Here is a 20,490-nt window from a genome sequence, read left to right on the forward strand (position 1 = left end):
TCATTCCTTCGGTGTCACGGACGTCGCGGACTCACGGGGTGTCTGGCCGCCCAGGAGTGCGGGGAGCGCGGATCGCCACAGCGCCTCGGTCGTGGCCGGTTCGGCCGCGAGGAGGCGGTTGCTCAGCACCACGGCAGCGGTGGCGGCGCCGGGGATGATGCCGAGCGCGCAGCCGGTGAAGCCCGGATGCCACAGCATCCGCTCCTCCCGGCCGTCCAGGCGGACCCTGTCACTGCGCCAGCCGAGCGCCTGGCCCGGATCGGGTCCGTCGCGGAAGAGATCGGCGACCGCCTCCGGATGCCAGAGGTCGGCGTGCTCGTCGGCAGCGGCCAGCGCGAGACCGAGCGTGAGCAGATCATCGGCGGTGCTGAACAGTCCCGCGTGACCGGCGATTCCGCCGAACGCGTGGAAGCAGTTGCCGTCGTTCGCCACTCCGGCGATCTCCTCCTCGCGCCAGGCGAAATGCCGCCGCGAGGTGAGGATCGGGTAGGGCTCGCCCGTGGCCACCATCCGGCGCTCGGCGAGGTCGCCGCGCGCCGTGGAGGCGACGGCCGACGCGATCGGGCCGTATCCGGTGCGGTCGAGTCCGAGGGGTGCGGTCACGAGCTCGCGCACGGCGGCATCCAGGGGCAGCCCGGTGACCGCGGCGACGATGCGGCCGAGCACCAGGAAGCCGAGGTCGGAGTAGTGTCGCCCCTCGTCGAGCGCGTAGCGCAGCGGGAGCGCATCCATGGCGGTGACGGGATCGCGCGGGTCGAGATAGAGCGGCTGCCATTCCCAGAGCCCCGCGCGGTGCTGCAGCAGGTGCCGGAGCGTCGTGGACGGGGCGCAGGCGGTGCCCGGAAGGAAGCGCGAGACGAGATCGTCGAACCGGAGGTCGCCGCGGCTCACCAGACGCAGCACGGCCGTCGTGGTCGCCACCGCCTTCGTCACGGAAGCGACATCGAACGCGGTCGCCGGCGTCATCGGCGTTCCCGCGACGTCGGCGTGACCGCCCGCCGCCACGTCTCGTTCCGACGGCGTTGCGACGCCGACCACCGTGCCGGCGGGGGCGGAAGGCCCGGCGAGCACGGCCTCGACCGCCTGCACGGCGCTCATGCGCGCACCCCTGCGCGGGTCCGCACGTCAGCGAGGACGTCGGCGTCGGCCCCGAGCCCGTCGATGCCGAATCCGCGGCCGGTACCGAGGTGGAGCACGCCCGCTTCGGACCGGATGCCGCCGACCACCGGCGACCGGCGCAGCCACAGGGCCGCGTCGAGGTCGTGCACCACGTCGGGCGCGATCGCGGCGGCAAGGTGCGCGGCCGCGGTCACTCCGACGTGCGACTCCATCATGCAGCCGATCACGACGTCCAGTCCGGCATCGTGGGCGACATCCGCGGCGACAAGGGCCTCGGCGAGCCCGCCGGTCTTGGCGAGCTTGATGTTCACGAGATCCGCTGCGCCGCGGTCGGCGATCATGCGCACGTCCTGAGCGGTGCGCACCGACTCGTCGGCCATGATCGGGGTGTCGACGGCAGCCGTGACGGCGGCGAGGGCGTCGATGTCGTGAGCCGCGACGGGCTGTTCGACCAGCTCGACCGCGAGGTCCGTGTCTTCGAGGGTGCGGATCACCCGGATCGCGGTCTCGGCGTCCCAGGCCTGGTTCGCGTCGATGCGCAGAGTGATCGCGGGTCCGACGGCGGCGCGCACAGCCCGCAGCCCCGCGACCGTGTCGTGCGCCGCGGAGGCTTTGATCTTGAGGCATCCGAATCCGGCGGCGACGTGCGCGACCGCCTGCTCCGCCAGCTCGGCAGGGGTGGCGGTGGACAGCGTCATGTCGGTGCGGAGTCGTGGGACCGCCGCCCTTCCGTCCCCGGAGAGCATCGCCCCGGCCGAGAGCCCGCGCTCCTGAGCCGCGAGATCGGCGACGGCGCACTCCACCGCGCTGCGGGCGGCCGCGTTCCCCCAGACGGATGCCGCGATGTCCGCGGCGAGCGCGGGATCGCCGGAATCCCGCGCGATCACTGTGTCGCCGAGCGGTCCCGCCACCACGGCGGCGACGCTCTGGGGGCTCTCCCCCGTGACGCGCCAGCTCGTCGCCGCCTCTCCCCAGCCGACACGGCCGTCCGCGTCGGTCGCCTCGACGAGCACCACCTCGAGCAGATCCGTGCGACGCACGGCCGTGATGAAGGGCCGCACCAGCGGCGACGATACCCGCAGCACACGCAGCCCCTCCACGACGCTCATGCCCACTCCCTGCGCATCCGCTGCTCGGGCTCGCCGAACTCGGGCTGCGTGCGGGTCGCGCCGTCGGAATGCCAGCCGCGCGACTCGTAGAAAGCGATCGAGGGCGCGTTCGCCGCGAAGACCCAGAGCGTCGCGGCATCCGCACCCGCCGCCCGGAGGGCATCGGCGGCGGACGACAGCAGCCCGGTGCCGACCCCGCCGCCGTGCGCGCGCGGCGAGACGTACAAGGAGTGCACTGCGCCCTCCCCGGCCGTGGTGGCATAGCGTGTGACGCCCACGATCTCGCCGTCGCGGTCGGCGACGATCACCTCGCCGACCGGATCTGCCAGCACCCGGCGCCACAGCGCCTCGGCACGCTCGTCGGTCATGGCCTCGATCGCCGCATCGGGAAGGATGCCGCGGTAGCTCTCCCGCCAGCACGCCAGGAACACGCCGAGCACCCCGGACAGGTCGTCCGGGGTCGCACGGCGCACGTCGGGTGTCACGATGCCGGAGCCTCCGCGAGGATCAGGGACTCGATGCCGGGGACGGGCTGCGGCATCACGAGGGGGCCTGCGCCCGGAGTGATCGTGCCCAGGATGCGCGGCTCCCGCGCGCCGGTGCCGCCGGGGACGATGGCGGCGACCCCGTGCATCGTGCACCAGCCGATCAGCGCGAGCAGGATCGCCTCCTTGCTGTCGGCGGGGGCGCCGAGTTCATCGGCGAGCACGACCTGCGTGCCGGGCAGGGCCGCGCGCAGTCCGTCGAGGATCAGCGGGTTGCGGCATCCGCCGCCCGAGACGGCGAGGAAGCCGATGCCGGCCGCCGACACATCGCGGGCGACGGTCTGCACGGTGAGCTCCGTGAACGTGCGGACGACGTCTTCGACGGGGATCTCGCGCCCCTGCGCCGCGAGATGCTCGTGCACGTAGCCGAGGTGGAAATGCTCTTTGCCCGTGCTCTTCGGCGGCGTCAGCGCGTAGTAGGGATCGGCGAGAAGCGCGGTGAGGAGCGCCTCGTCGACGCGGCCGGTGCGGGCGATCCGGGCGTCGTCGTCGTAGCCGAGCGGGTTGAGGGCGTGCTCGACGATCACCGCGTCGACGAGGGCGTTCGCAGGCCCGATGTCGTACGCGACGAGCCCGTCGGGGCGCACGACCGTCATGTTGGAGATCCCACCCAGGTTGAGGGCCGCGGAGACGCCGCCCCGCGTGCGCAGCAGCAGCTCGTCGAGGAAGGAGACCAGCGGGGCGCCGTGTCCGCCGGCGGTGATGTCACGGATGCGGATGTCGGAGACGACCGGCGCGCCCACCCGCTCGGCGATCCAGGCCGGCTGCCCGATCTGCAGGGTGCCGAGCGCGTGCGCGCCGTCGACCCAGTGGTACACGGTCTGGCCGTGCGAGCACACGGCGTCGACCTCGCCCACCTCGGCGGCGATGTCGGCCGCGACCTCGGCGAACGCCTGTCCGATGAGCGTGTCGAGCTCGGCGACCTCGGCGAGCGTCGTCTGCGCCGGCGGAAGCGCCGCGATCAGTCGCGCGCGCAGCTCCGGAGCGTAGGGCACGCTCGTCGAGGCGAGGACCGTTCCCTGCAGGGCGACACCCGACGCCGCCGAGGCGTCGCCCGCCGTGAAGTCCACGACAGCCGCGTCGATCCCGTCGTGCGAGGTGCCGGAGATGAGTCCCAGGACGCGCATCAGTTCTCCTCCAGTGCTGTCCGCAGCCGTCCGTCGGCGGCGGTGATCCGAGCGGTGGCCGCGGCGAGGTCCTCGCCGCGGCGGAGCATGATCGAGGCGATCTTCACGTCGTAGCCCGCCGATTCGAGTGCGCTGACCGCAGCGTCCCGGTCGACCTCGGCGATGGATCGCACCATGCGGATGGCCCGTTCGCGGAGCTTGTGATTCGTCGCCTTCAGGTCGACCATGAGGTTGCCGTAGGCCTTGCCGTTCCGAACCATGACGATCGTCGAGAACATGTTCAGCACCAGCTTCTGCGCGGTGCCCGACTTCAGACGCGTCGACCCGGAGAGCACCTCGGGGCCGACCTCGACCTCGATCCCGTGCTCCGCGGCCGCGCTGAGCACGGTGCCGGTGTTGCAGGAGAGTCCGACGGTCAATGCGCCGCGCTCGCGCGCCCGCTGGATCGCCGCCACCACGTACGGCGTGCGGCCGCTCGAGGCGATGCCGATCACCGTGTCGAGCGGACCGATGCCCGCCTCGTCGATGGCGTTCGCACCGGCTTCGGCGTCGTCCTCGGCGCCCTCGACCGGATTCACGATCGCCCCGGGTCCACCCGCCATGATCGCGAAGACGAGCTCCGGCGGAGTGCTGAAGGTCGGCGGGCACTCCGAGGCGTCGACGACGCCGATGCGTCCCGGCGTTCCCGCGCCCACGTAGACGAGCCGGCCACCGCGCGCCATGCGCGCCGCCGTCGCCTCGATCGCGGGCACGATCTCCGGAAGGGCGCGCTGCACGGCGCCGGGCACGGTCGCATCCGCGTCGTTCATGGTCTGCGCGAGTTCCGCCACGCTCATGAGATCGAGCTCCGCGTAGCGCGGGTCGCTGGCTTCGGTGGCGAGTGCGCCGAGGTCCTCCATCGTCATCGCTTCCCCCTGTTCCGCGGGTCGAGGCTGTCGCGCAGCCCGTCCCCGAGCAGGTTCAGGCCCACCACGAGGAGCACCACCACCACGCCGGGCGCGATCATCGTCCACGGCGCGATCGTCAGGAGCGTGCGCGCCTCGAAGATCATCGATCCGAGCGACGGCGCCGGCGGCGGGGTACCCAGTCCGAGGAAGCTCAGCGACGCCTCGGTCAGCACGGCCCAGGAGAGCGAGAGCGTCACCTGCACGATGATGATCGACGTGATGTTCGGCAGCACGTGCCGGAACATCGTCGCCATGCGGCTCTGCCCCGTACTCTTGGCCGCCTTGACGTACTCGACCTCGCGGAGCGAGAGCACGGGACCCCGGGTCACGCGGATGAAGATCGGCACGTAGACGATCGCGATGGCGACGGCGATCGTGAACCAGTTGCGCTCGAAGACCGAGGCCAGCGAGAGAGCCAGCAGCAGCGGGGGGAACGCGAACAGCACGTTCGTGACCGCCGTGATGGCGCCGTCCGAGAACCCGCGGTAGAAGCCGGCGATCAGACCGCAGACCGTTCCGACGATCGTGGCGAACGCGACGGCGACCAGGGAGATCAGTGCGGAGTTGGCGACGCCGGCGGCGACCCGGGAGAACACGTCGCGACCGAACTGATCGGTGCCGAACCAGTGTGCGCCCGATGGCGGCTGCAGGCGCGACGGCGGGTCCTGTGCGAGCGGATCGAAGGGCAGCAGCCCGAACGCCGAGACGATGCTGAGCAGCGCGAGCAGCACCACGATGATGAGGCCGGTGAGTCCGCTGCGGCTGCGCAGCAGCAGCCGCACGCGCTCCATGGTGCGTCCGCCGCCGGGGGCGAGGGCCGGGGTCTGAGAGATGTCGGTCATGCGGCACGCACCCGGGGATCGATGACCCGGTACAGCAGGTCGGTGAGCAGGTTGACGATGACGAAGGCGAGGGCGATCACGAGAACGGTGCTCTGCACGAGCGCGTACTCCTTCTGCTGGATGCCGAGCAGCACCTGACGACCGATGCCGGGGAGCGAGAAGATCTGCTCCACCACCACCGCACCGCCGAGGAGGTATCCGAACTGCAGGCCGGTCATGGTGACGATCGGCACGAGCGCGTTGCGCAGCACGTGGCGGATCTGCAGCCGACGCGGCGGCACGCCCTTGGCCCGCGCGGTGCGGATGAAGTCGTTCGAGCGGATCTCGAGCACCGCGGTCCTCGTGGTGCGCATGATCGGGGCGGCGATGCCGAAGCCCAGCACGATCGAGGGCAGCAGCATCTGCTGGAGGTTCAGGAGCGGGTCCTGGAAGAGCGTCACGAATCCCTGGCCGTTGGGGTTGAATCCGAACGAGGATGCCAGGACCGCCAGGAGCGCCGTACCGAGGAGGAACGCCGGGATGGAGAGCCCCGCGAGTCCGACGACCTGACCGAAGCCGTCGCGCACCGAGTCGGGCTTGGAGGCCGACAGCATGCCGAGCGGGATGCCGATGGCCAGGGCGAGCACGATCGAGAAGACCGCGAGCTCGAGAGTGACCGGCAGCGCGGCGGCCGTGAGGTCGAGCACGCTCGTCTGCGCCCGCGACGAGAACCCGAGGTTGCCGGTGAAGATGTTGCCGAGCCAGGTGAAGAACTGCACGAAGAGCGGCTGGTCGAGACCGTAGTAGGCCTCGAGGGCCGCACGCTGGGCGGGGGTGAGGGCGGCGGCCTCGGTGCCGAGGCCCGCACTGATCTGGTCGCCGGGGATGGCGCGCAGCATCAGGAAGACGAACACGGCGACGCCGAAGAGCGTGCCGATCGCTGCGAGGATGCGGCGCAGCACCGTGTTGCGGAGGATCTGTCTGAACATTCGCGTGTGGGGGCCTGTCGTCAGGGAGGGAGGGGGCGCGGGCCGGCCGCGCCCCCTCGATCCGCTACTTGATGGAGGTGGTCCGCAGGTACTGCAGCGAGCCGTTCGCCATCGGGACGAAGCCGTCGACGGATGTCGCCGTGGCGGTGTAGGTGTAGCTGGTGAACAGCCAGATCCACGGCGCGTTGTCCTCGAGGTCCTCGGAGATCTGCGCGTAGATGTCCTTGCGCTCGTCGGCGTCGGCCGTCTGGCGCCCCTCGGCGAACAGCGCGTCGAGCTCGGGCGAGGAGTAGCCGGCGACCTTGTTCAGGTTGCCGGTGCTGGTGAAGTAGCGGCCGTACATGCCGTCCGGGTCGGGGCGTCCGCCGTTGAGGGCGACGGCGGCGTCGAAGTCACCGGCGATCCAGCGGTCGACGTAGGCACCGGACTCCAGCACCTCGATCTCGAGGGTGATGTCGGCGTCGGCCAGCTGGGCTTTGAGGTTCTGCGCCTCGTTCACCGAGGTGGCGTACTCGCCCTGCGAGACGATGGTCTGGATCGTGACGCCGTCCTCCTTGCCCGCCTTCTTCAGGTACTCGGCGGCCTTGTCGAGGTCGCGTTCGGGGCACGGCCGCACGTCGGGGTCGGACTTGTACGCCGGAGACGTGATCGGACCGGTGACCTCTCCCTCGCCGAGTGCGGCGGTGTCGAGCACCTCCTGGCGGTCGATCGCGCACTGGATCGCGAGGCGCACGTTGACATCGGCGAGGTCGCCGCGCGTGGCGTTGAGCTGCAGTGCGTGGTAGCTGAGCTGCGGCGTGGTCGCGACCTCGACGTTCGCGCCCTCGGCGGTCTGCGCGACGAGCGGGTCGTCGAACACGGCGAGCTGCACGTTGCCGGACTGCATGGCCGAGACGATCGAGGACTCATCGGGGATGACACGGAACTCGACCGTGTCGAGCAGGGCGGTGTCGCCCCAGTAGTCGTCGTTCTTCGCCAGCGTGAGCGACTGGCTCGGCGTGCGATCCTCGAGCACGAAGGGGCCGGTGCCGTTCGGAGTCGTGTTCAGCGCCTCCTCGGTGTCGTCCGACGAGAGCATCGCCATGTTGATCACGGCGAGGTTGGCGGGCAGAGCCGCGTCCGGGGCGCTGAGCGTCAGCGTCACGGTCGACTCGTCGGTGGCCTCGACGGCCGTGACCGAGGCGAGCGAGCTGCGTGCCACGGCGGCGGTGGCCTCGAGGGCGATCGTGTCGAGGGAGTACTTCACGTCCTCCGAGCCGAACGTGCTTCCGTCGGCGAAGGTGACGCCCTCGCGGAGGTGGAGCGTGACGGTGAGCCCGTCCTCCGACACATCCCACGACTCGGCGAGGCCGGGGACGACCTCGAGGTTCTCGTCGAACTCGGTGAGGGTGCCGTAGAGGTTCTGCAGGACGTTGACGGCCTGGAACTGGGTCGCCTTCCAGGGGAAGAGCGTGTCGGGGTCGCTGGTGACGCCGATGACGAGGTCGCCGCCGGCGGTGCCCTCGGAGGGGGACGGTTCGGATGCCGGGGCGGAGCACCCGGACAGGACGAGGGCCAAGACGGCGCCCGTCGCGGTGAGAGCGCCCAGGGACGCCCGCCGTGCTGTGCTCATTGCTGATTCCTCCTGCTGGCTGGGACTGAGGGTACCAAAAGTACACGAGTGTCTCTTTTTATGTAACAGAAGTTCCCCTAGTGTTATGAAACATCGATCGGAGACCTCCATGCCCCATCACGCCGCCCTCGACGATGCCGGCGGGCACCCCGTCCTCGTGCGCATGCGCGCGATCCGCCCGGAGCTGCGCCCCAGCGAGCAGCGGATCGCCGACCTCTTCCTCGCGCAGCCGGCGGAGACGGCGGGGCTGTCGATCGCGGAGCTCGCCCAGCGCTGCGACACCTCCACGACCTCGGTGGTGCGGTTCTGCAAACGGCTCGGGTACGACCACGTCCGCGAGCTGCGCAACCACGTGCTGCGCGACGTCGAGCGCGAGACGTTCGACACGGCGGCCCTCCCCGACGTCTCCGGCGACATCGACCGCAACGACACCCTGACCGACATCGTCGCGAAGGTGTCGCTCGCCGAGACGCTCTCCCTCGCCGACACCGCCAAGGTGCTCGACACCGGCGCGCTGCGCGCCGCCGTCGACGCGATCACCGCATCCACGCGGGTCGACATCTTCGGCGTCGGCGCGAGCTCGATCGTCGGGCTCGACCTGCAGCGCAAGCTCACCCGGATCGGCCGCACCGCCTTGGACTGGTCGGATCCGCATGCGGCGTGGACATCGGCGGCCACCCTCGGGCCGGGCAATGTCGCGATCGCGGTGTCGCACAGCGGTTCGACGACCGACACCATCGAGTTCCTGCTCCTCGCCCGCCGCGCGGGGGCGACCACGATCGCGATCACCAACCACGCCGGCGCCGCACTCGCCGATCAGGCCGACATCGTGCTCACCACGGCCGCCCGCGAGACGGGGTTCCGCTCCGGCGCGCTGGGCAGCCGGATCGCCCAGCTCATGGTCGTCGACTGCATCTTCATCGGCGTCGCCCAGTCCAACTACGACCGCTCGATGGAAGCCCTGCGCGACACGTACGCCGCCGTGCACCGCGTCAGAGCGGGCGGCGCGTGACGGGCGCCCGCAACCGGACGGCGCTCTTCGCCGCGTTCGCGAGCCTCGGTGTCACCGCCGCGTTCGTGCCCGCCGCACTCCCCTCGGCGGAGCGGATGCTCTCGGCCGAGCTCAGCGCGGCCGTGCCTGCACTCTTCGCCGGACTGCTCGTCGGCGTGCTGCTCTCGGGGCCGCTGCTCGTGCGTCGACCGGCGCGGACGACGCTGATCCTGGGCAGCGCGCTGCAGGCGATCTCCCTCGTCGCGGGGGTGTGGGCCGGTCATCCGACGGTCTTCCTCGCCGCCGCGGCGCTGGCAGGACTCGGGTTCGGTCTCGTCGAGGCCGCAGGTTCCGTCGCGGCCAAGACGGCGGCGACCGGCAGCGCGACCGGACTGCTCAGTGCGCTCCTGGGCACCGTGGCCGTGTGCGCCGCGCTCACTCCGCTCGCCGTGGCCGCCGGATCCGAGGCGCTGCCCGTGCTCAGCATCCTCGCCGTCGTCCCGCTCGTGACCATCGTCCTCCTCGCCGGAGGGGAAGAACCGTCGCCGTCGGATGCGCCGACGCGTCGAGACCTGCGCGGGCTGGCCGCTCTGCTCCCCTTCGCGGTCGCTCTTCCTCTCTACGTCGGCGTCGAGACCGTGCTGTCCGGTTGGTCGGCGGTGATCCCGGAGCGCGCGCTGGCGCTCGACCCCGCCGCTGCCGCGCTCGGGACCTCCGCGTTCTGGGCACTGATGGCACTCGGTCGGTTCGGCGCGGCGGCTCTGCGGACGGCGTCCGTCTCCCCGGTCGCGATCCTTGCCGTCGGCACGTTCGGCGCGGCCTGCCTGATGGCCGTCGCCGGGACGCTGGTCGACCGGGCGCCGGAGGGCGCTCTCCTCGCGCTCGCGGCATCCGTCGTCCTCCTCGCGCCGAGCTACGGCCTGATCGTCGGGCTCGCCCTCGACCGGCTCGACGCCGCACGCAGCGCAGCGGTGACGGGAGCCCTCGTGGCGTGCGGAGCCGTCGGCGGCACGTTCGTCCCGACCCTGGTGCTGCTCATCGGCCGCGACCCGGCGTCGAGCACGACACTGATCGTCTCGGCTGCGCTGTGCGCCGTCGTGCCGGTGCTGGTGCTGGTCGCCGCGCGGGCGGGGCGACGTGCACCGACCCGGCCCTGACGGCCCGACTGCTCCTCCACGATCGCGCATGTCCCCGGGTTGTTCACCGATACCGATATACAGCGCTTCCGCCGTGGAGAAACAGCGTAGTTTCGCTGGCAAACCCGTCGTTCGCATCGCAGACTGGAGCCGTGTACGTGTCCATCGAAACCCTGACGATCGTGCTCAGTGCGGTCGGCATCGTGCTGACCCTCGGCGCGAGCCTCTTCACCGGCTTCACCTGGGTCGTGCGTCACTTCGACGACCGCATCGACGCCGTCCATGAGAAGCTCACCACCCGCATCGACGCCGTCGAAGAGAAACTCACCACCCGCATCGACGCCGTCGATCTGAAGCTCGCCACGCGCATCGACAACCTCGCGGTCGAGGTCGTCGACGTGAAGATCGCGATCGCGCGGCTCGAAGGCCCCCCTCGTCATCTCGCGACCGCGTCTCGCTGACACCCGGGCACGGTTGCCGACGTCGGAGTCGCTAGCGCAGGACGAGCGCCGCGGCGCCGATGAGCGGACCTTCGTCCCCCAGCCCCGACCGCACGACCCGCGCCTTGCGCGAGTACTCGTGCGCGGCGTTCGCAGTGAGAGCCTGCTGCACGAGGTCGATGTAGTCCGGCGAGACGCGCGAGAATCCTCCGCCGATGGCGACCGTGTCGAGATCGACGAGGGTCGCGGCATCGGCCAGCGCCTCCCCCACCGCTTTCGCCGAGCGCTCGATCGCGGCGCGCGCGACGGCGACTCCGGCCGCGGCATCCCGAGCGAGGTCTTCGCCGGTCGCCCCGTTCCAGCCCTGCTGCTGCGCCCAGGCAGCACTCGCCGGGCCCGAAGCGATCTCCTCGAGCGTCAGGCCGCCCTCCCGGCGCACCTGGCCCAGATGGCCGGCATTGCCGGTGGCGCCGGGGATATACGCACCGTTCACGACGAAGCCGCCGCCGACACCCGTCGACACGACGATCGACAGCGAGGCACCGGCATCCTGCGTCGCGCCGAGCCACGATTCGGCGAGCGCCAGGGCGCCGCCGTCGTGGCCGAGCACGGTCGGCACCTCGCACCCCAGACCGGCGGATGCCGCCTCGCGCACGGCCGCGGCCAGGCCGAAGCCCCGCGCCAGCGGCATGTTCACCGGCATGATCGCACCGGCGATGCGGTCGATCGGTCCGGCGCTCCCCGCACCGGCGCCGACGATGTCGGCCCCCTCCGGCAGCGCGGCGAGCGCATGTGCGACGATCGCCTGCACGGCGGCGGTCAGCGACTCGAACGTGGCCTCGCGACCGGTCGCCTGCCGACTGCGACTGCCCGCGACCAGCACACCGTCTTCGCCGACGAGGGCGGCCTCCATCTTGGTGCCGCCCACATCGACGGCCAGGGCGTAGCGCGTCACTGCGGGTCGAGTCCGAGGTCGTCGAGATCGAAGGCCGCGCGCCATTCGAGGCCCTCTGCTTCGATCGCGGCCTGCGCACCGGTCTTGCGGTCGACGATCACGGCGACGGCGACGATCTCGGCACCTTCGCGACGCAGCGCTTCGACCGCTTTGAGTGCGGACTGCCCGGTCGTCGAGGTGTCTTCGAGCACGACGACGCGCTTGCCCTTGACGTCGGCGCCCTCGATCTGGCGGCCACGGCCGTGGTCCTTCGGCTCCTTGCGCACGACGAACGCATCGAGCGGGCGATCGGCGGCGACCGAGGCGTGCAGCACCGAGTTCGCGATCGGATCGGCGCCGAGGGTCAGGCCTCCGACGGCGACGATGTCGAGGTCACCGATGAGGTCGAGCATGATGCGACCGATCGCGGGAGCGGCGCGGTGATCGAGGGTGAGCTTGCGCATATCGACGTAGTACGTCGCCTTCTTGCCGCTGGAGAGGGTGAAGTCGCCGTGGAACACCGCCTCGTCCTTGATCAGGTCGAGAAGCGTCTGGCGGTCTGCGTCGAGTGCGGTCACGGCATCCAGTGTAGGAGGCGTGTTGGACCTGCTCCGCTCGATGACATATGATTCCGTCATGCGGAAGTTCGCATTCGCTGTGTGAATAGTTGAGATCGAAAAGAGGCGACATCATGTCTACCCACCGCCAGATCGCCGCGATCAACTACGAGACGGCCGCGCGCGCCGTCGCCATCGCGATGGAAGTGGGCGAGAGCCGCGGCGTGAAGACCGTCATCGCCGTCGCCGATCCCTCGATGACTCTCATCGCCTACGGCATGACCGACGGCGCCACCCCGCACAGCGCCGAGACCAGCCGCCGCAAGGCCGCCACCTCGGCATCCACCCGTCGCCGCACCGGGATGATCCCGGAAGCGCTCAGCATCACCCTGCCTCTCGCCACCGGCAGCACGCTCACGACCGTCGACGGAGGCGTGCCGATCTTCTTCGACGACGTGCACGTCGGCGGACTGGGCGTCGCCGGCGGGACGCCGGCGCAGGATGCCGAGATCGCCCTGGAGACCCTGCAGCGCCTCGGCGCCCGAACAGAAGGAATGCTGACATGACGTCGTACCTCACCCGTGCCGACCTTTCGGTGGCTGCACCGATCGTCGAGTTCGCCGAGGCCTCGCTCGCCGACGCCTCGCGCGACCCCGAGGACTTCTGGACCGGCGTGAGCGCGATCATCCATGATCTCGGCCCCCGGAACGCGCAGCTCCTGCAGAGACGCGACGAGCTGCAGCAGCGCATCGACGCCTTCCATCGGGCGAACCCCGGAGCACCCGACCGGGACGCGTACCGGTCGCTGCTCGCCGACATCGGCTACCTCGCGCCCGACCCGGGCGACGTCTCCATCACGACCGAGAACGTCGACCCCGAGATCGCGACGATGGCCGGACCCCAGCTGGTCGTGCCGCTGCTGAACGCGCGCTTCGCGCTGAACGCCGCGAACGCCCGCTGGGGTTCGCTGTACGACGCGCTCTATGGCACCGACGCGATCGACCAGACCGGGGACCTGGCCCCGGGAGCGCAGCAAAACCCGGTTCGGGCGGCCGCGGTCGTCGCTCGCGGCCGCGCCTTCCTCGACGAGATCGCCCCGCTCACCGCAGGCTCGCACGGCGACGCGACCGCCTATCGGGTGGATGCCGACGGGCTGGCGATCGAAACCCCGGGCGGCATCCGTCGTCTGTCCGCTCCCGAAGGATTCATCGGCTTCACCGGCGACGCCGCCTCCCCCACCGCCGTGCTGCTCCGACACCACGGGCTGCACGCCGAGATCGTGATCGACCACGAGGGCGAGATCGGTCGCACCGAAGAGGCCGGCGTGCAGGACATCCTGCTCGAGTCGGCGCTCACGGCGATCCTCGACCTGGAGGACTCGGTCGCCGCGGTCGACGCCGACGACAAGGCCCTCGGCTACCGCAACTGGCGCGGGTTCATGGACGGCACGCTCACCGAATCCGTCACGAAGAACGGGCGCACGTTCACGCGCGAGCTCGCCCCCGACCGCACCTACCGCACGGTCGACGGCGACGAGGTGACCCTGCCCGGTCGTGCCGTGCTCTTCGTGCGCAACGTCGGACACCTCATGCGCACCGACGCCGTGCTCGACCGCGACGGCGAACCGACATTCGAGGGCATCCTCGACGCGATCATGACCGCGCTGGGCAGCATCCCCGAGCTCGAAGGACCGCACGGCGGACGCAACTCGCGCACCGGGTCGATGTACATCGTGAAGCCCAAGATGCACGGCCCCGAGGAGGTCGCCTTCGCGGCTGAGCTCTTCACCCGCGTGGAGCAGCTGCTCGGCCTGCCGCCCCGCACGATGAAGGTCGGCATCATGGACGAGGAGCGCCGCACCTCGGTGAATCTCAAGGCCGCCATCGCGGCGGCATCCGATCGCGTCGTCTTCATCAACACGGGGTTCCTGGATCGCACGGGCGATGAGATCCACACGTCGCTGCACGCGGGGCCGTTCCTGCCCAAGGCGGGGATCAAGGCGCAGCCGTTCATGGCGGCCTACGAGGCGCGCAACGTCGCGATCGGGCTGGCCGCCGGACTCGGCGGTCGTGCGCAGATCGGCAAGGGCATGTGGGCGGAGCCCGATCTCATGCACGACATGCTCGAGAAGAAGATCGCGCACGTGCGGTCCGGCGCCTCCACCGCGTGGGTGCCGTCGCCGACGGCGGCCACGCTGCACGCCCTGCACTACCACCAGGTCGATCCGTTCGCGGTGCGGGAGACGCTCCCTCCGGTCGATGACAGCAGCCTCGACGTCCTGCTCACGCCGCCCCTCGCCGGCGACGGAGACCTCGCGCCCGAGGTCGTGGCCGACGAGATCGACAACAATGTGCAGTCGATCCTCGGGTACGTCGTGCGCTGGATCGATCAGGGCATCGGCGTCTCGAAGGTGCCCGACATCCACGGCGTCGGCCTCATGGAGGACCGGGCGACCCTGCGCATCTCGAGCCAGCTGCTGGCCAACTGGCTGGCGCACGGTGTCATCACCGAGGAGCAGATCGACGACAGCCTGCGCCGCCTGGCACCGGTCGTCGACGCGCAGAACGCCGGCGACGCGGCCTACGAACCGCTGGCGTTCGCCGAGAGTGAGCAGCCCGGGATCGCCTACACCGCCGCCCGACGTCTGATCGTCGAGGGTGCGGCGCAGCCGAGCGGATACACCGAGCCGCTGCTGCACGGCCTTCGGCGCGAGAAGAAGGCACAGCAGGCGGCTGCTGTCGGAGCCCGCAACTAGGCTGGACGCATGCGCTTGGCCACCTGGAACGTCAACTCCATCCGCACCCGTGTCACCCGCACCGTCGAGTTCGCCGTGCGCGAAGACATCGACGTGCTGGCGATGCAAGAGGTGAAGTGCAAGCCCGAGCAGTTCCCGTACGGGCCGTTCGAAGAGGCCGGGTACCACGTCGAGGTGCACGGCCTGAACCAGTGGAACGGCGTCGCCATCGCGAGCCGTCTGCCCATCACCGACGTGCGCACCGCCTTCGGCGGGATGCCGGGCTTCGCGAAGGGGCATGAGGGGCCCGATGCTCCGCTCGAGGCCCGCGCGCTCGGCGTGATGGTCGAGGGAGTCAGGGTCTGGAGCCTGTATGTGCCCAACGGCCGCTCGCTCGAAGATCCGCACCTCGCGTACAAGCTGCACTGGCTCGAAGAGCTCAAGAAGTCGACGGCGGCCGAGCTCGCCGCGAACCCCGACCTGCCGCTGGCGCTCGTGGGCGACTTCAACATCATCCCGTTCGACCACGACAACGGCGACCCCGACATCGTGGTCGGCCGTTCCACGCACGTCTCCCCGCCCGAGCGCGCCGCGTTCTTCGCCCTCGAAGACGCCGGGGTCACCGACGTCGTTCGCCCGCTGCTCCCCGAGGGGTACACGTACTGGGACTACCAGCGGCTGAAGTTCCCGCGCAACGAGGGAATCCGCATCGACTTCGTCCTCGGTTCGCGCACGTTCGCCGATGCCGTCACCGGCGCGTCGATCCACCGGAACGAGCGCAAGGGCGAGCAGCCCAGCGACCACGTGCCGGTCGTCGTCGACCTCGACCTCGGCGGTGCCGATGACGACGACGACATGCCGATGATCTTCTCCTGACACCCGCCCATGCGCCTGATCGCCACGGATCTCGACGGCACACTGCTCGACTCCTCGGCGCGGGTCTCTGCACGCACACGCCGGGCGCTGGATGCTGCCCGTGATCGCGGCATCCACGTCGTGCCTGTCACCGCGCGTCAGCCGATCGGCCTGCGTGTGATCGCGGCGGATGCGGCGTTCGACGGGTGGGCGCTGTGCAGCAACGGCGCGTACGCCGTGCATCTGACCGAACGACGGATGCTGTTCGCCGAAGAGCTGCCCGCGGACACCATCCGCACGCTGGCCGAGGCGCTGCGCGCCAGCATCCCGGGCCTGCTGTTCGCGAGCGTGCGCGATGCCGGAGAGACGTTCGTGGCGCAGGAAGGATATGCGGAGATCGCAGACCTGGCCGACCACAAGCGCGCCCCGGAGACGATGGGCGGCGTCGCTTTCGATGACGTCGTGTCGGCGCCGAGCGTGAAGTTCGTGATCCGGCACGCGGAGCTCGCGCCGGCCGCACTGTTCGACACGCTGCGGTCGCTCGGTCTCACCGGTTTCGAGGCGACGCTGTCGGGTGCTCCGTTCGTGGAGGTCATGGCCGAGGGCGTCACGAAGGCCACCGGCCTCGCGCGCCTCTGCGAGCACCTGGGGATCGATCGCACCGACGTCGTCGCGTTCGGCGATGCGCTGAACGACGTCGAGATGCTCCGCTGGGCCGGGCACGGCGTCGCCATGGCCGGTGCGGAAGACGTCGTGCACGATGCCGCCGACGAGACGACGGCGTCGAACGACGACGACGGGGTCGCCCGCGTCATCGAGCGGATGCTCGGCTGACCTCAGCCCTCACCGAGAAGATGCCGCCCGCGCGAGCCGCACAGGTCGCGCGAGCCGCTTCAGCTCTGCGTACGACGGCGTCGCACGAGCGTCAGCCCGGCGAACAGCAGCAGGAGCGCCCCTGTCGCCGCGAAGACCGGCGCATCCGATCCGGTGCTCGCGAGCGCCCCGCTTGCGCCACCGGTGGTGGCCGAACCGGATCCGTTGCTGCCGGAGCCCGCTGCGGCCGTGACAGTCAGAGGGGTGCTTGCGATCACGGTGGTCCCGGAGAGTGCGACGAGAGTGTGGGCACCTGCGGGAGCACTGGCCGGGATGCGGAACGACCCCCTCAGCACACCGCCCGCGTCGGCCGTGAGCGTCCCCAGGGCGATCGGGTCGGAGTGAAGCTCGAACGCGATCGCTGCGCCCGGAGCGAAGCCGGTTCCCGAGACGGTGATCTCCTTACCGGCGACGACCGTGCCGGCCGACAGCGTGAGAGCGGGCTCGGGCTCCTCGTCGGGGTCGAGGACGAAGTCGATGCCCTCGACGATGTCGCCCGGCGCAAGGGTGAGGGGCGTGGCCTCGCCGGCCGTCGCGACGCCGTCGAAGTACTGCGTCACCGGAGGCGTGCCGTCTGTGAACGTGGCAGTGGCCTGCAGCGTGTACGTCCCCTTCTGAAGGTCCAGCGAGAATGCGCCGGTGTCCGACGTGATGACCCGGTTGGTCACCTCGACACCCTCGCTCCACGCCCGCACCGAGACATCGGCGGGCTTGTCGGAGGCCACGGTCACCGTGCCGTTGACGGTCGCGATCTTGTCGAGCACGGCGTCGATGCCGTCGACCTCTTCACCCGCGGCCACCGTGATCTCGACGGCGGAGTCCCAGACGGGGGCATCGTTCCACCACTCCACGGCCAAGCCGGTGGACATGAACAGCACTTTGTACGTACCGGCAGGGACGCCGATGCGGTACGCACCGTCGCCGTCGGTGAAGTGGAATTCCAGGTCGAACCGCTCCGCCACGTCGTACGCCAGCACCGTGGTGAACACCGGCTCGCCGCCCACCCCGTTCGTGACGGTGCCGGTGATGTATCCCGCGGTGGCGAGCGCGGCGTCCATTCCCGCCGTCGTCTGTCCTTCGACGATGCTCACGGGAGTCGCGGTGTCCCAGTTGTAGGCGCTCTCCCAGAATTCGGACAGGGTCTCTGCATCCGGAGCTCCGAACCTCACCCGATAGGAACCCGTGGGCAGGCCGCCGAGGTCGTACGCGCCGCTGGCATCGGTCTGCGTCGCACCCACGATCTCGTTGCGCTCATCGAGAGCCTGCACTGAGACGTTCTCGAGCGGCGTGTCGTCATCCTCGCGGGTGACGACGCCCTGGATGCCGCCGCCCACGGCGAGTGATGCGTCGATACCCGAGACAGCCCCACCGCCATCGACCACGATCGGAGTCGCCTGAGCGTAGTCGAAGGTGTTCTCCCAATACTCGCGCTTCAGGTCGGTCCCGTCAGGCATGAATGTCACGACGTAGGAATCCGCAACGAGATCGGGGAGGGTGTACGCACCGACCTCGTCTGTGACGGTGTAACCCCAGCCGCCGTTCTCACCGCTCGCGGTGACCATCACGCCCGCTACGGGAGTTCCGTCATCCTCACGGGTCACGGTCCCGGAGATCGTGTCCGTCTCCGGTTCGGCCGCCACCGCCGCCGTCACGCCACCCAGGGCCAGCGCGAAGGCCGCCATCCCGCCCAGTACCGCCCGCATCATCCCGCGACGTCTCGTCATCGTTCCACCCCTCGATGGAGGTCGCGCGCACAACGTTCACGCTGTTCCGCTCGGCCTCAACACTTCTGCCGAAAATGCGGCAACCCATCGAATCTAGATGAATCAGCCATAGGAAGGGAATAGTCGAGTCGCGTGATATATCGCTCCGGTCAGTCGAAAGTCCCTACTTCCGGCACCCGATCGGTGCGCCCGTAGCGCAGCAGCGTCACGCCGCCGTCGTCGCTCTTCGGCGGCTCGAGCAGCGTCAGCACCGACGGCAGCGCGTCATCGTCGAACACCTTCTTGCCGGCGCCGAGCAGGATCGGGTACACCCACAGGTTCAGCTCGTCGAAGAGCCCCTCGGCGAGCAGGGTGTGCACGAAGTCGATGCTGCCGATCACGTGCACCTCGCGGTGGTTGGCCCGCATCGCAGCCACCTCGGCGGCGAGGTCGTCGCCGACGCGGGTGCTGCCCTCCCACTCGAGCGGGAAGCCGGCATCCCGGGTCGCCACGTACTTCGGCACCCGGTTGAAGAGCTTGCCGATGTCGCCGGACTCGCCCTCGGTGTGCTGCGGCCAGTACCCGGCGAAGATGTCGTAGGTGCGACGGCCGAGCAGGAGCGCGTCGAGGCCGCGCATCCCCTTCTCGATCTGGGGGCCGACGCCCGACGACGGATGCCCGGCCTGCCACCCGCTGAAGCGGAAGCCGCCCGAGGTGTCTTCGTCGGTGCCGCCCGGCCCCTGCGCCACTCCATCGAGGGAGGTGAAGAGGTCGATCAGGATGCGACCGGATGCGTCATTGCTCATGTCATGCTCCTTGCTTTCAGTGGTGCGATATGGAACGTGTGCGCGAAGGACTCGAGCCAGCGCTCTTCGCCGCGGACGACGGCGACGACGTCCTGCGCGAGCGCCTCGGCCGGCGACATCTCGCCGCCGATGAGATGCCGGATGCCGGGACCGGCGACGATCACGGCATCCGCTTCGCCCTCCGGCAGCCGGCCTCCGACGGGAGGTGCGGGCGGGGCGAGCTGGGCGACGCGCAGCTCGCCGTCGCGCACGGAAGCACGGAGGGCGACCTCGCCGACGTGCAGCTCGTATTCCCCGTCGGTGGCGGCATCCGCCTGGAATGCCGTGCGCAGCGCCATGGTGAGCGAATCGGGGGTGACGACGTCGCCCTCCTCGGGATCGCCCATCGCCTGGAACCCCCAGCGGCCGAGGGCGATCATGATCGGCTCCAGGGCCCGTCCGTAGGGCGTGAGCTCGTAGGCGAGACCGCGGAGCAGCGGGACGCGTCGCACGACGCCGCCCTCCTGCAGCTCCTTCAAGCGCGTCGAGAGGATGTTGGTGGGAATGCGCGGCAGGCCCTGCTTGAGGTCGGTGTACCGACGCGGCCCGACGAGCAGATCGCGCACGATGAGCAGCGCCCACCGCTCGCCGATCAGCTCGACGGCCGTCGTGACACCGCAGTACTGGCCGTAGCTGCGCGAGGCCATCAGACCGAGGCGGCGTCGTCCGCGATGTGCTCGGGCCCGTTCTCGGCGGCCTCCGGGGTCATGTACAGGAAGCCGAGCGAGTTGCCGTCCGGGTCGTCGAGGTCGCGCGAGTACATGAAGCCGTAGTCCTGCGCCGGCTTCGGCTCGACGCCGCCGGCCGCGAGACCCTTCTCGATGATCGCGTCGACGTCTTCACGCGAGTCGTGGCTGAAGGTGACCGAGACCTGCGCGACCGCATGCGGGTCGGCGATCGGCTTGTCGGTGAACGTGGCGAAGAACTCGCGCTTCAGGACCATGAAGTAGATGTCGTCCGACCAGACGACGCACGCGGCGTTCTCATCGGTGAAGGCCGGGTTGATCTCGCAGCCGAGCGCAGTGTAGAACGCCTTGGCCCGCTCGAGGTCGGTGGTGGGCAGGTTGACGAAGACCTTGGTCATGATGACTCCTTGTCTGTGCGGCCCTGCGACGTGCGGAGCCTGGTGAGACCAAGCTTGTTAAAAACAAGC

21 protein-coding genes are annotated in these 20,490 nt (G+C 70.2%); 7 read left to right on the forward strand and 14 right to left on the reverse strand.

Annotated elements, in window-relative coordinates; translation table 11 throughout:
- The 8 genes from DW306_RS20575 to DW306_RS20610 all read right to left on the reverse strand — a co-directional run bounded on the left by DW306_RS20575 (position 1) and on the right by DW306_RS20610 (position 8,269).
- Positions 1 to 1,098, reverse strand: a complete 1,098-nt coding sequence (locus DW306_RS20575) for a serine hydrolase domain-containing protein (protein WP_136057441.1) — start codon at positions 1,096 to 1,098, stop codon at positions 1 to 3.
- Positions 1,095 to 2,228 (reverse strand): dipeptide epimerase, encoded by a 1,134-nt coding sequence (locus tag DW306_RS20580; RefSeq protein ID WP_136057442.1) that lies wholly within the window; start codon positions 2,226 to 2,228, stop codon positions 1,095 to 1,097. Before DW306_RS20580 ends, DW306_RS20575 begins: the two co-directional genes overlap by 4 nt.
- Positions 2,225 to 2,713 (reverse strand): GNAT family N-acetyltransferase, encoded by a 489-nt coding sequence (locus DW306_RS20585; protein ID WP_168429397.1) that lies wholly within the window; start codon positions 2,711 to 2,713, stop codon positions 2,225 to 2,227. The genes DW306_RS20580 and DW306_RS20585 overlap by 4 nt, the downstream gene beginning before the upstream one ends.
- Complete coding sequence (locus tag DW306_RS20590; protein WP_136057444.1) at positions 2,710 to 3,900, reverse strand: anhydro-N-acetylmuramic acid kinase; 1,191 nt, start codon at positions 3,898 to 3,900, stop codon at positions 2,710 to 2,712. The genes DW306_RS20585 and DW306_RS20590 overlap by 4 nt, the downstream gene beginning before the upstream one ends.
- Positions 3,900 to 4,805 carry an N-acetylmuramic acid 6-phosphate etherase gene (murQ, locus tag DW306_RS20595; protein ID WP_136057445.1) on the reverse strand — a complete coding sequence of 302 codons (906 nt, stop codon included), beginning with the start codon at positions 4,803 to 4,805 and terminating at the stop codon, positions 3,900 to 3,902. Before murQ ends, DW306_RS20590 begins: the two co-directional genes overlap by 1 nt.
- The gene (locus tag DW306_RS20600; RefSeq protein WP_136057446.1) at positions 4,802 to 5,689 is read right to left on the reverse strand and encodes an ABC transporter permease; all 888 of its coding nucleotides are present in this window, start codon (positions 5,687 to 5,689) and stop codon (positions 4,802 to 4,804) included. The genes murQ and DW306_RS20600 overlap by 4 nt, the downstream gene beginning before the upstream one ends.
- Positions 5,686 to 6,657 carry an ABC transporter permease gene (locus tag DW306_RS20605; RefSeq protein WP_136057447.1) on the reverse strand — a complete coding sequence of 324 codons (972 nt, stop codon included), beginning with the start codon at positions 6,655 to 6,657 and terminating at the stop codon, positions 5,686 to 5,688. Before DW306_RS20605 ends, DW306_RS20600 begins: the two co-directional genes overlap by 4 nt.
- A 64-nt stretch (positions 6,658 to 6,721) precedes the next feature.
- The gene (locus DW306_RS20610; RefSeq protein ID WP_136057448.1) at positions 6,722 to 8,269 is read right to left on the reverse strand and encodes an ABC transporter substrate-binding protein; all 1,548 of its coding nucleotides are present in this window, start codon (positions 8,267 to 8,269) and stop codon (positions 6,722 to 6,724) included.
- A gap of 109 nt (positions 8,270 to 8,378) precedes the next feature.
- On the opposite strand from DW306_RS20610, the gene DW306_RS20615 reads away from it, so the two are divergent.
- The 3 genes from DW306_RS20615 (at position 8,379) to DW306_RS20625 (ending at position 10,857) form a co-directional block, all read left to right on the forward strand.
- The gene (locus tag DW306_RS20615; protein ID WP_136057449.1) at positions 8,379 to 9,281 is read left to right on the forward strand and encodes a MurR/RpiR family transcriptional regulator; all 903 of its coding nucleotides are present in this window, start codon (positions 8,379 to 8,381) and stop codon (positions 9,279 to 9,281) included.
- Positions 9,278 to 10,417 (forward strand): hypothetical protein, encoded by a 1,140-nt coding sequence (locus tag DW306_RS20620; protein WP_136057450.1) that lies wholly within the window; start codon positions 9,278 to 9,280, stop codon positions 10,415 to 10,417. Before DW306_RS20615 ends, DW306_RS20620 begins: the two co-directional genes overlap by 4 nt.
- 137 nt (positions 10,418 to 10,554) lie before the next feature.
- A complete protein-coding gene (locus DW306_RS20625; protein ID WP_136057451.1) occupies positions 10,555 to 10,857 on the forward strand; it encodes a hypothetical protein in 303 nt (100 codons plus the stop codon).
- Positions 10,858 to 10,888: 31 nt separating this feature from the next.
- Here the strand turns inward: DW306_RS20625 and DW306_RS20630 are convergent, their stop codons facing one another.
- Both DW306_RS20630 and pyrE read right to left on the reverse strand, forming a co-directional pair.
- The gene (locus DW306_RS20630) at positions 10,889 to 11,791 is read right to left on the reverse strand and encodes an ROK family protein (RefSeq protein WP_136057452.1); all 903 of its coding nucleotides are present in this window, start codon (positions 11,789 to 11,791) and stop codon (positions 10,889 to 10,891) included.
- Complete coding sequence (pyrE, locus tag DW306_RS20635; RefSeq protein ID WP_136057453.1) at positions 11,788 to 12,348, reverse strand: orotate phosphoribosyltransferase; 561 nt, start codon at positions 12,346 to 12,348, stop codon at positions 11,788 to 11,790. The genes DW306_RS20630 and pyrE overlap by 4 nt, the downstream gene beginning before the upstream one ends.
- A 113-nt stretch (positions 12,349 to 12,461) precedes the next feature.
- On the opposite strand from pyrE, the gene DW306_RS20640 reads away from it, so the two are divergent.
- The 4 genes from DW306_RS20640 to DW306_RS20655 are packed head-to-tail and all read left to right on the forward strand — an operon-like array spanning position 12,462 to position 16,750.
- The gene (locus tag DW306_RS20640) at positions 12,462 to 12,893 is read left to right on the forward strand and encodes a heme-binding protein (protein WP_136057454.1); all 432 of its coding nucleotides are present in this window, start codon (positions 12,462 to 12,464) and stop codon (positions 12,891 to 12,893) included.
- Entirely contained in the window at positions 12,890 to 15,082 is a 2,193-nt protein-coding gene (locus DW306_RS20645) for a malate synthase G (protein WP_136057455.1), read from the forward strand. Before DW306_RS20640 ends, DW306_RS20645 begins: the two co-directional genes overlap by 4 nt.
- A gap of 9 nt (positions 15,083 to 15,091) precedes the next feature.
- Positions 15,092 to 15,937: an exodeoxyribonuclease III gene (locus DW306_RS20650; RefSeq protein ID WP_136057456.1), complete on the forward strand. Its 846-nt coding sequence runs from the start codon at positions 15,092 to 15,094 to the stop codon at positions 15,935 to 15,937.
- Positions 15,938 to 15,946: 9 nt separating this feature from the next.
- A complete protein-coding gene (locus DW306_RS20655) occupies positions 15,947 to 16,750 on the forward strand; it encodes a Cof-type HAD-IIB family hydrolase (protein ID WP_136057457.1) in 804 nt (267 codons plus the stop codon).
- Positions 16,751 to 16,809: 59 nt separating this feature from the next.
- Here the strand turns inward: DW306_RS20655 and DW306_RS20660 are convergent, their stop codons facing one another.
- The 4 genes from DW306_RS20660 to DW306_RS20675 all read right to left on the reverse strand — a co-directional run bounded on the left by DW306_RS20660 (position 16,810) and on the right by DW306_RS20675 (position 20,421).
- A complete protein-coding gene (locus DW306_RS20660; protein WP_136057458.1) occupies positions 16,810 to 18,513 on the reverse strand; it encodes a carboxypeptidase-like regulatory domain-containing protein in 1,704 nt (567 codons plus the stop codon).
- 149 nt (positions 18,514 to 18,662) lie between these two features.
- Positions 18,663 to 19,298, reverse strand: coding sequence for a dihydrofolate reductase family protein (locus DW306_RS20665; protein WP_136057459.1), 636 nt, complete (start codon positions 19,296 to 19,298; stop codon positions 18,663 to 18,665).
- Positions 19,295 to 19,984 carry a helix-turn-helix domain-containing protein gene (locus tag DW306_RS20670; protein WP_136057460.1) on the reverse strand — a complete coding sequence of 230 codons (690 nt, stop codon included), beginning with the start codon at positions 19,982 to 19,984 and terminating at the stop codon, positions 19,295 to 19,297. The genes DW306_RS20665 and DW306_RS20670 overlap by 4 nt, the downstream gene beginning before the upstream one ends.
- Positions 19,984 to 20,421, reverse strand: a complete 438-nt coding sequence (locus DW306_RS20675; RefSeq protein ID WP_205814224.1) for a VOC family protein — start codon at positions 20,419 to 20,421, stop codon at positions 19,984 to 19,986. Before DW306_RS20675 ends, DW306_RS20670 begins: the two co-directional genes overlap by 1 nt.
- Positions 20,422 to 20,490 lie beyond the last annotated feature (69 nt).

The organism is Microbacterium sp. K24 (assembly GCF_004794465.1).
Classification (GTDB): domain Bacteria; phylum Actinomycetota; class Actinomycetes; order Actinomycetales; family Microbacteriaceae; genus Microbacterium.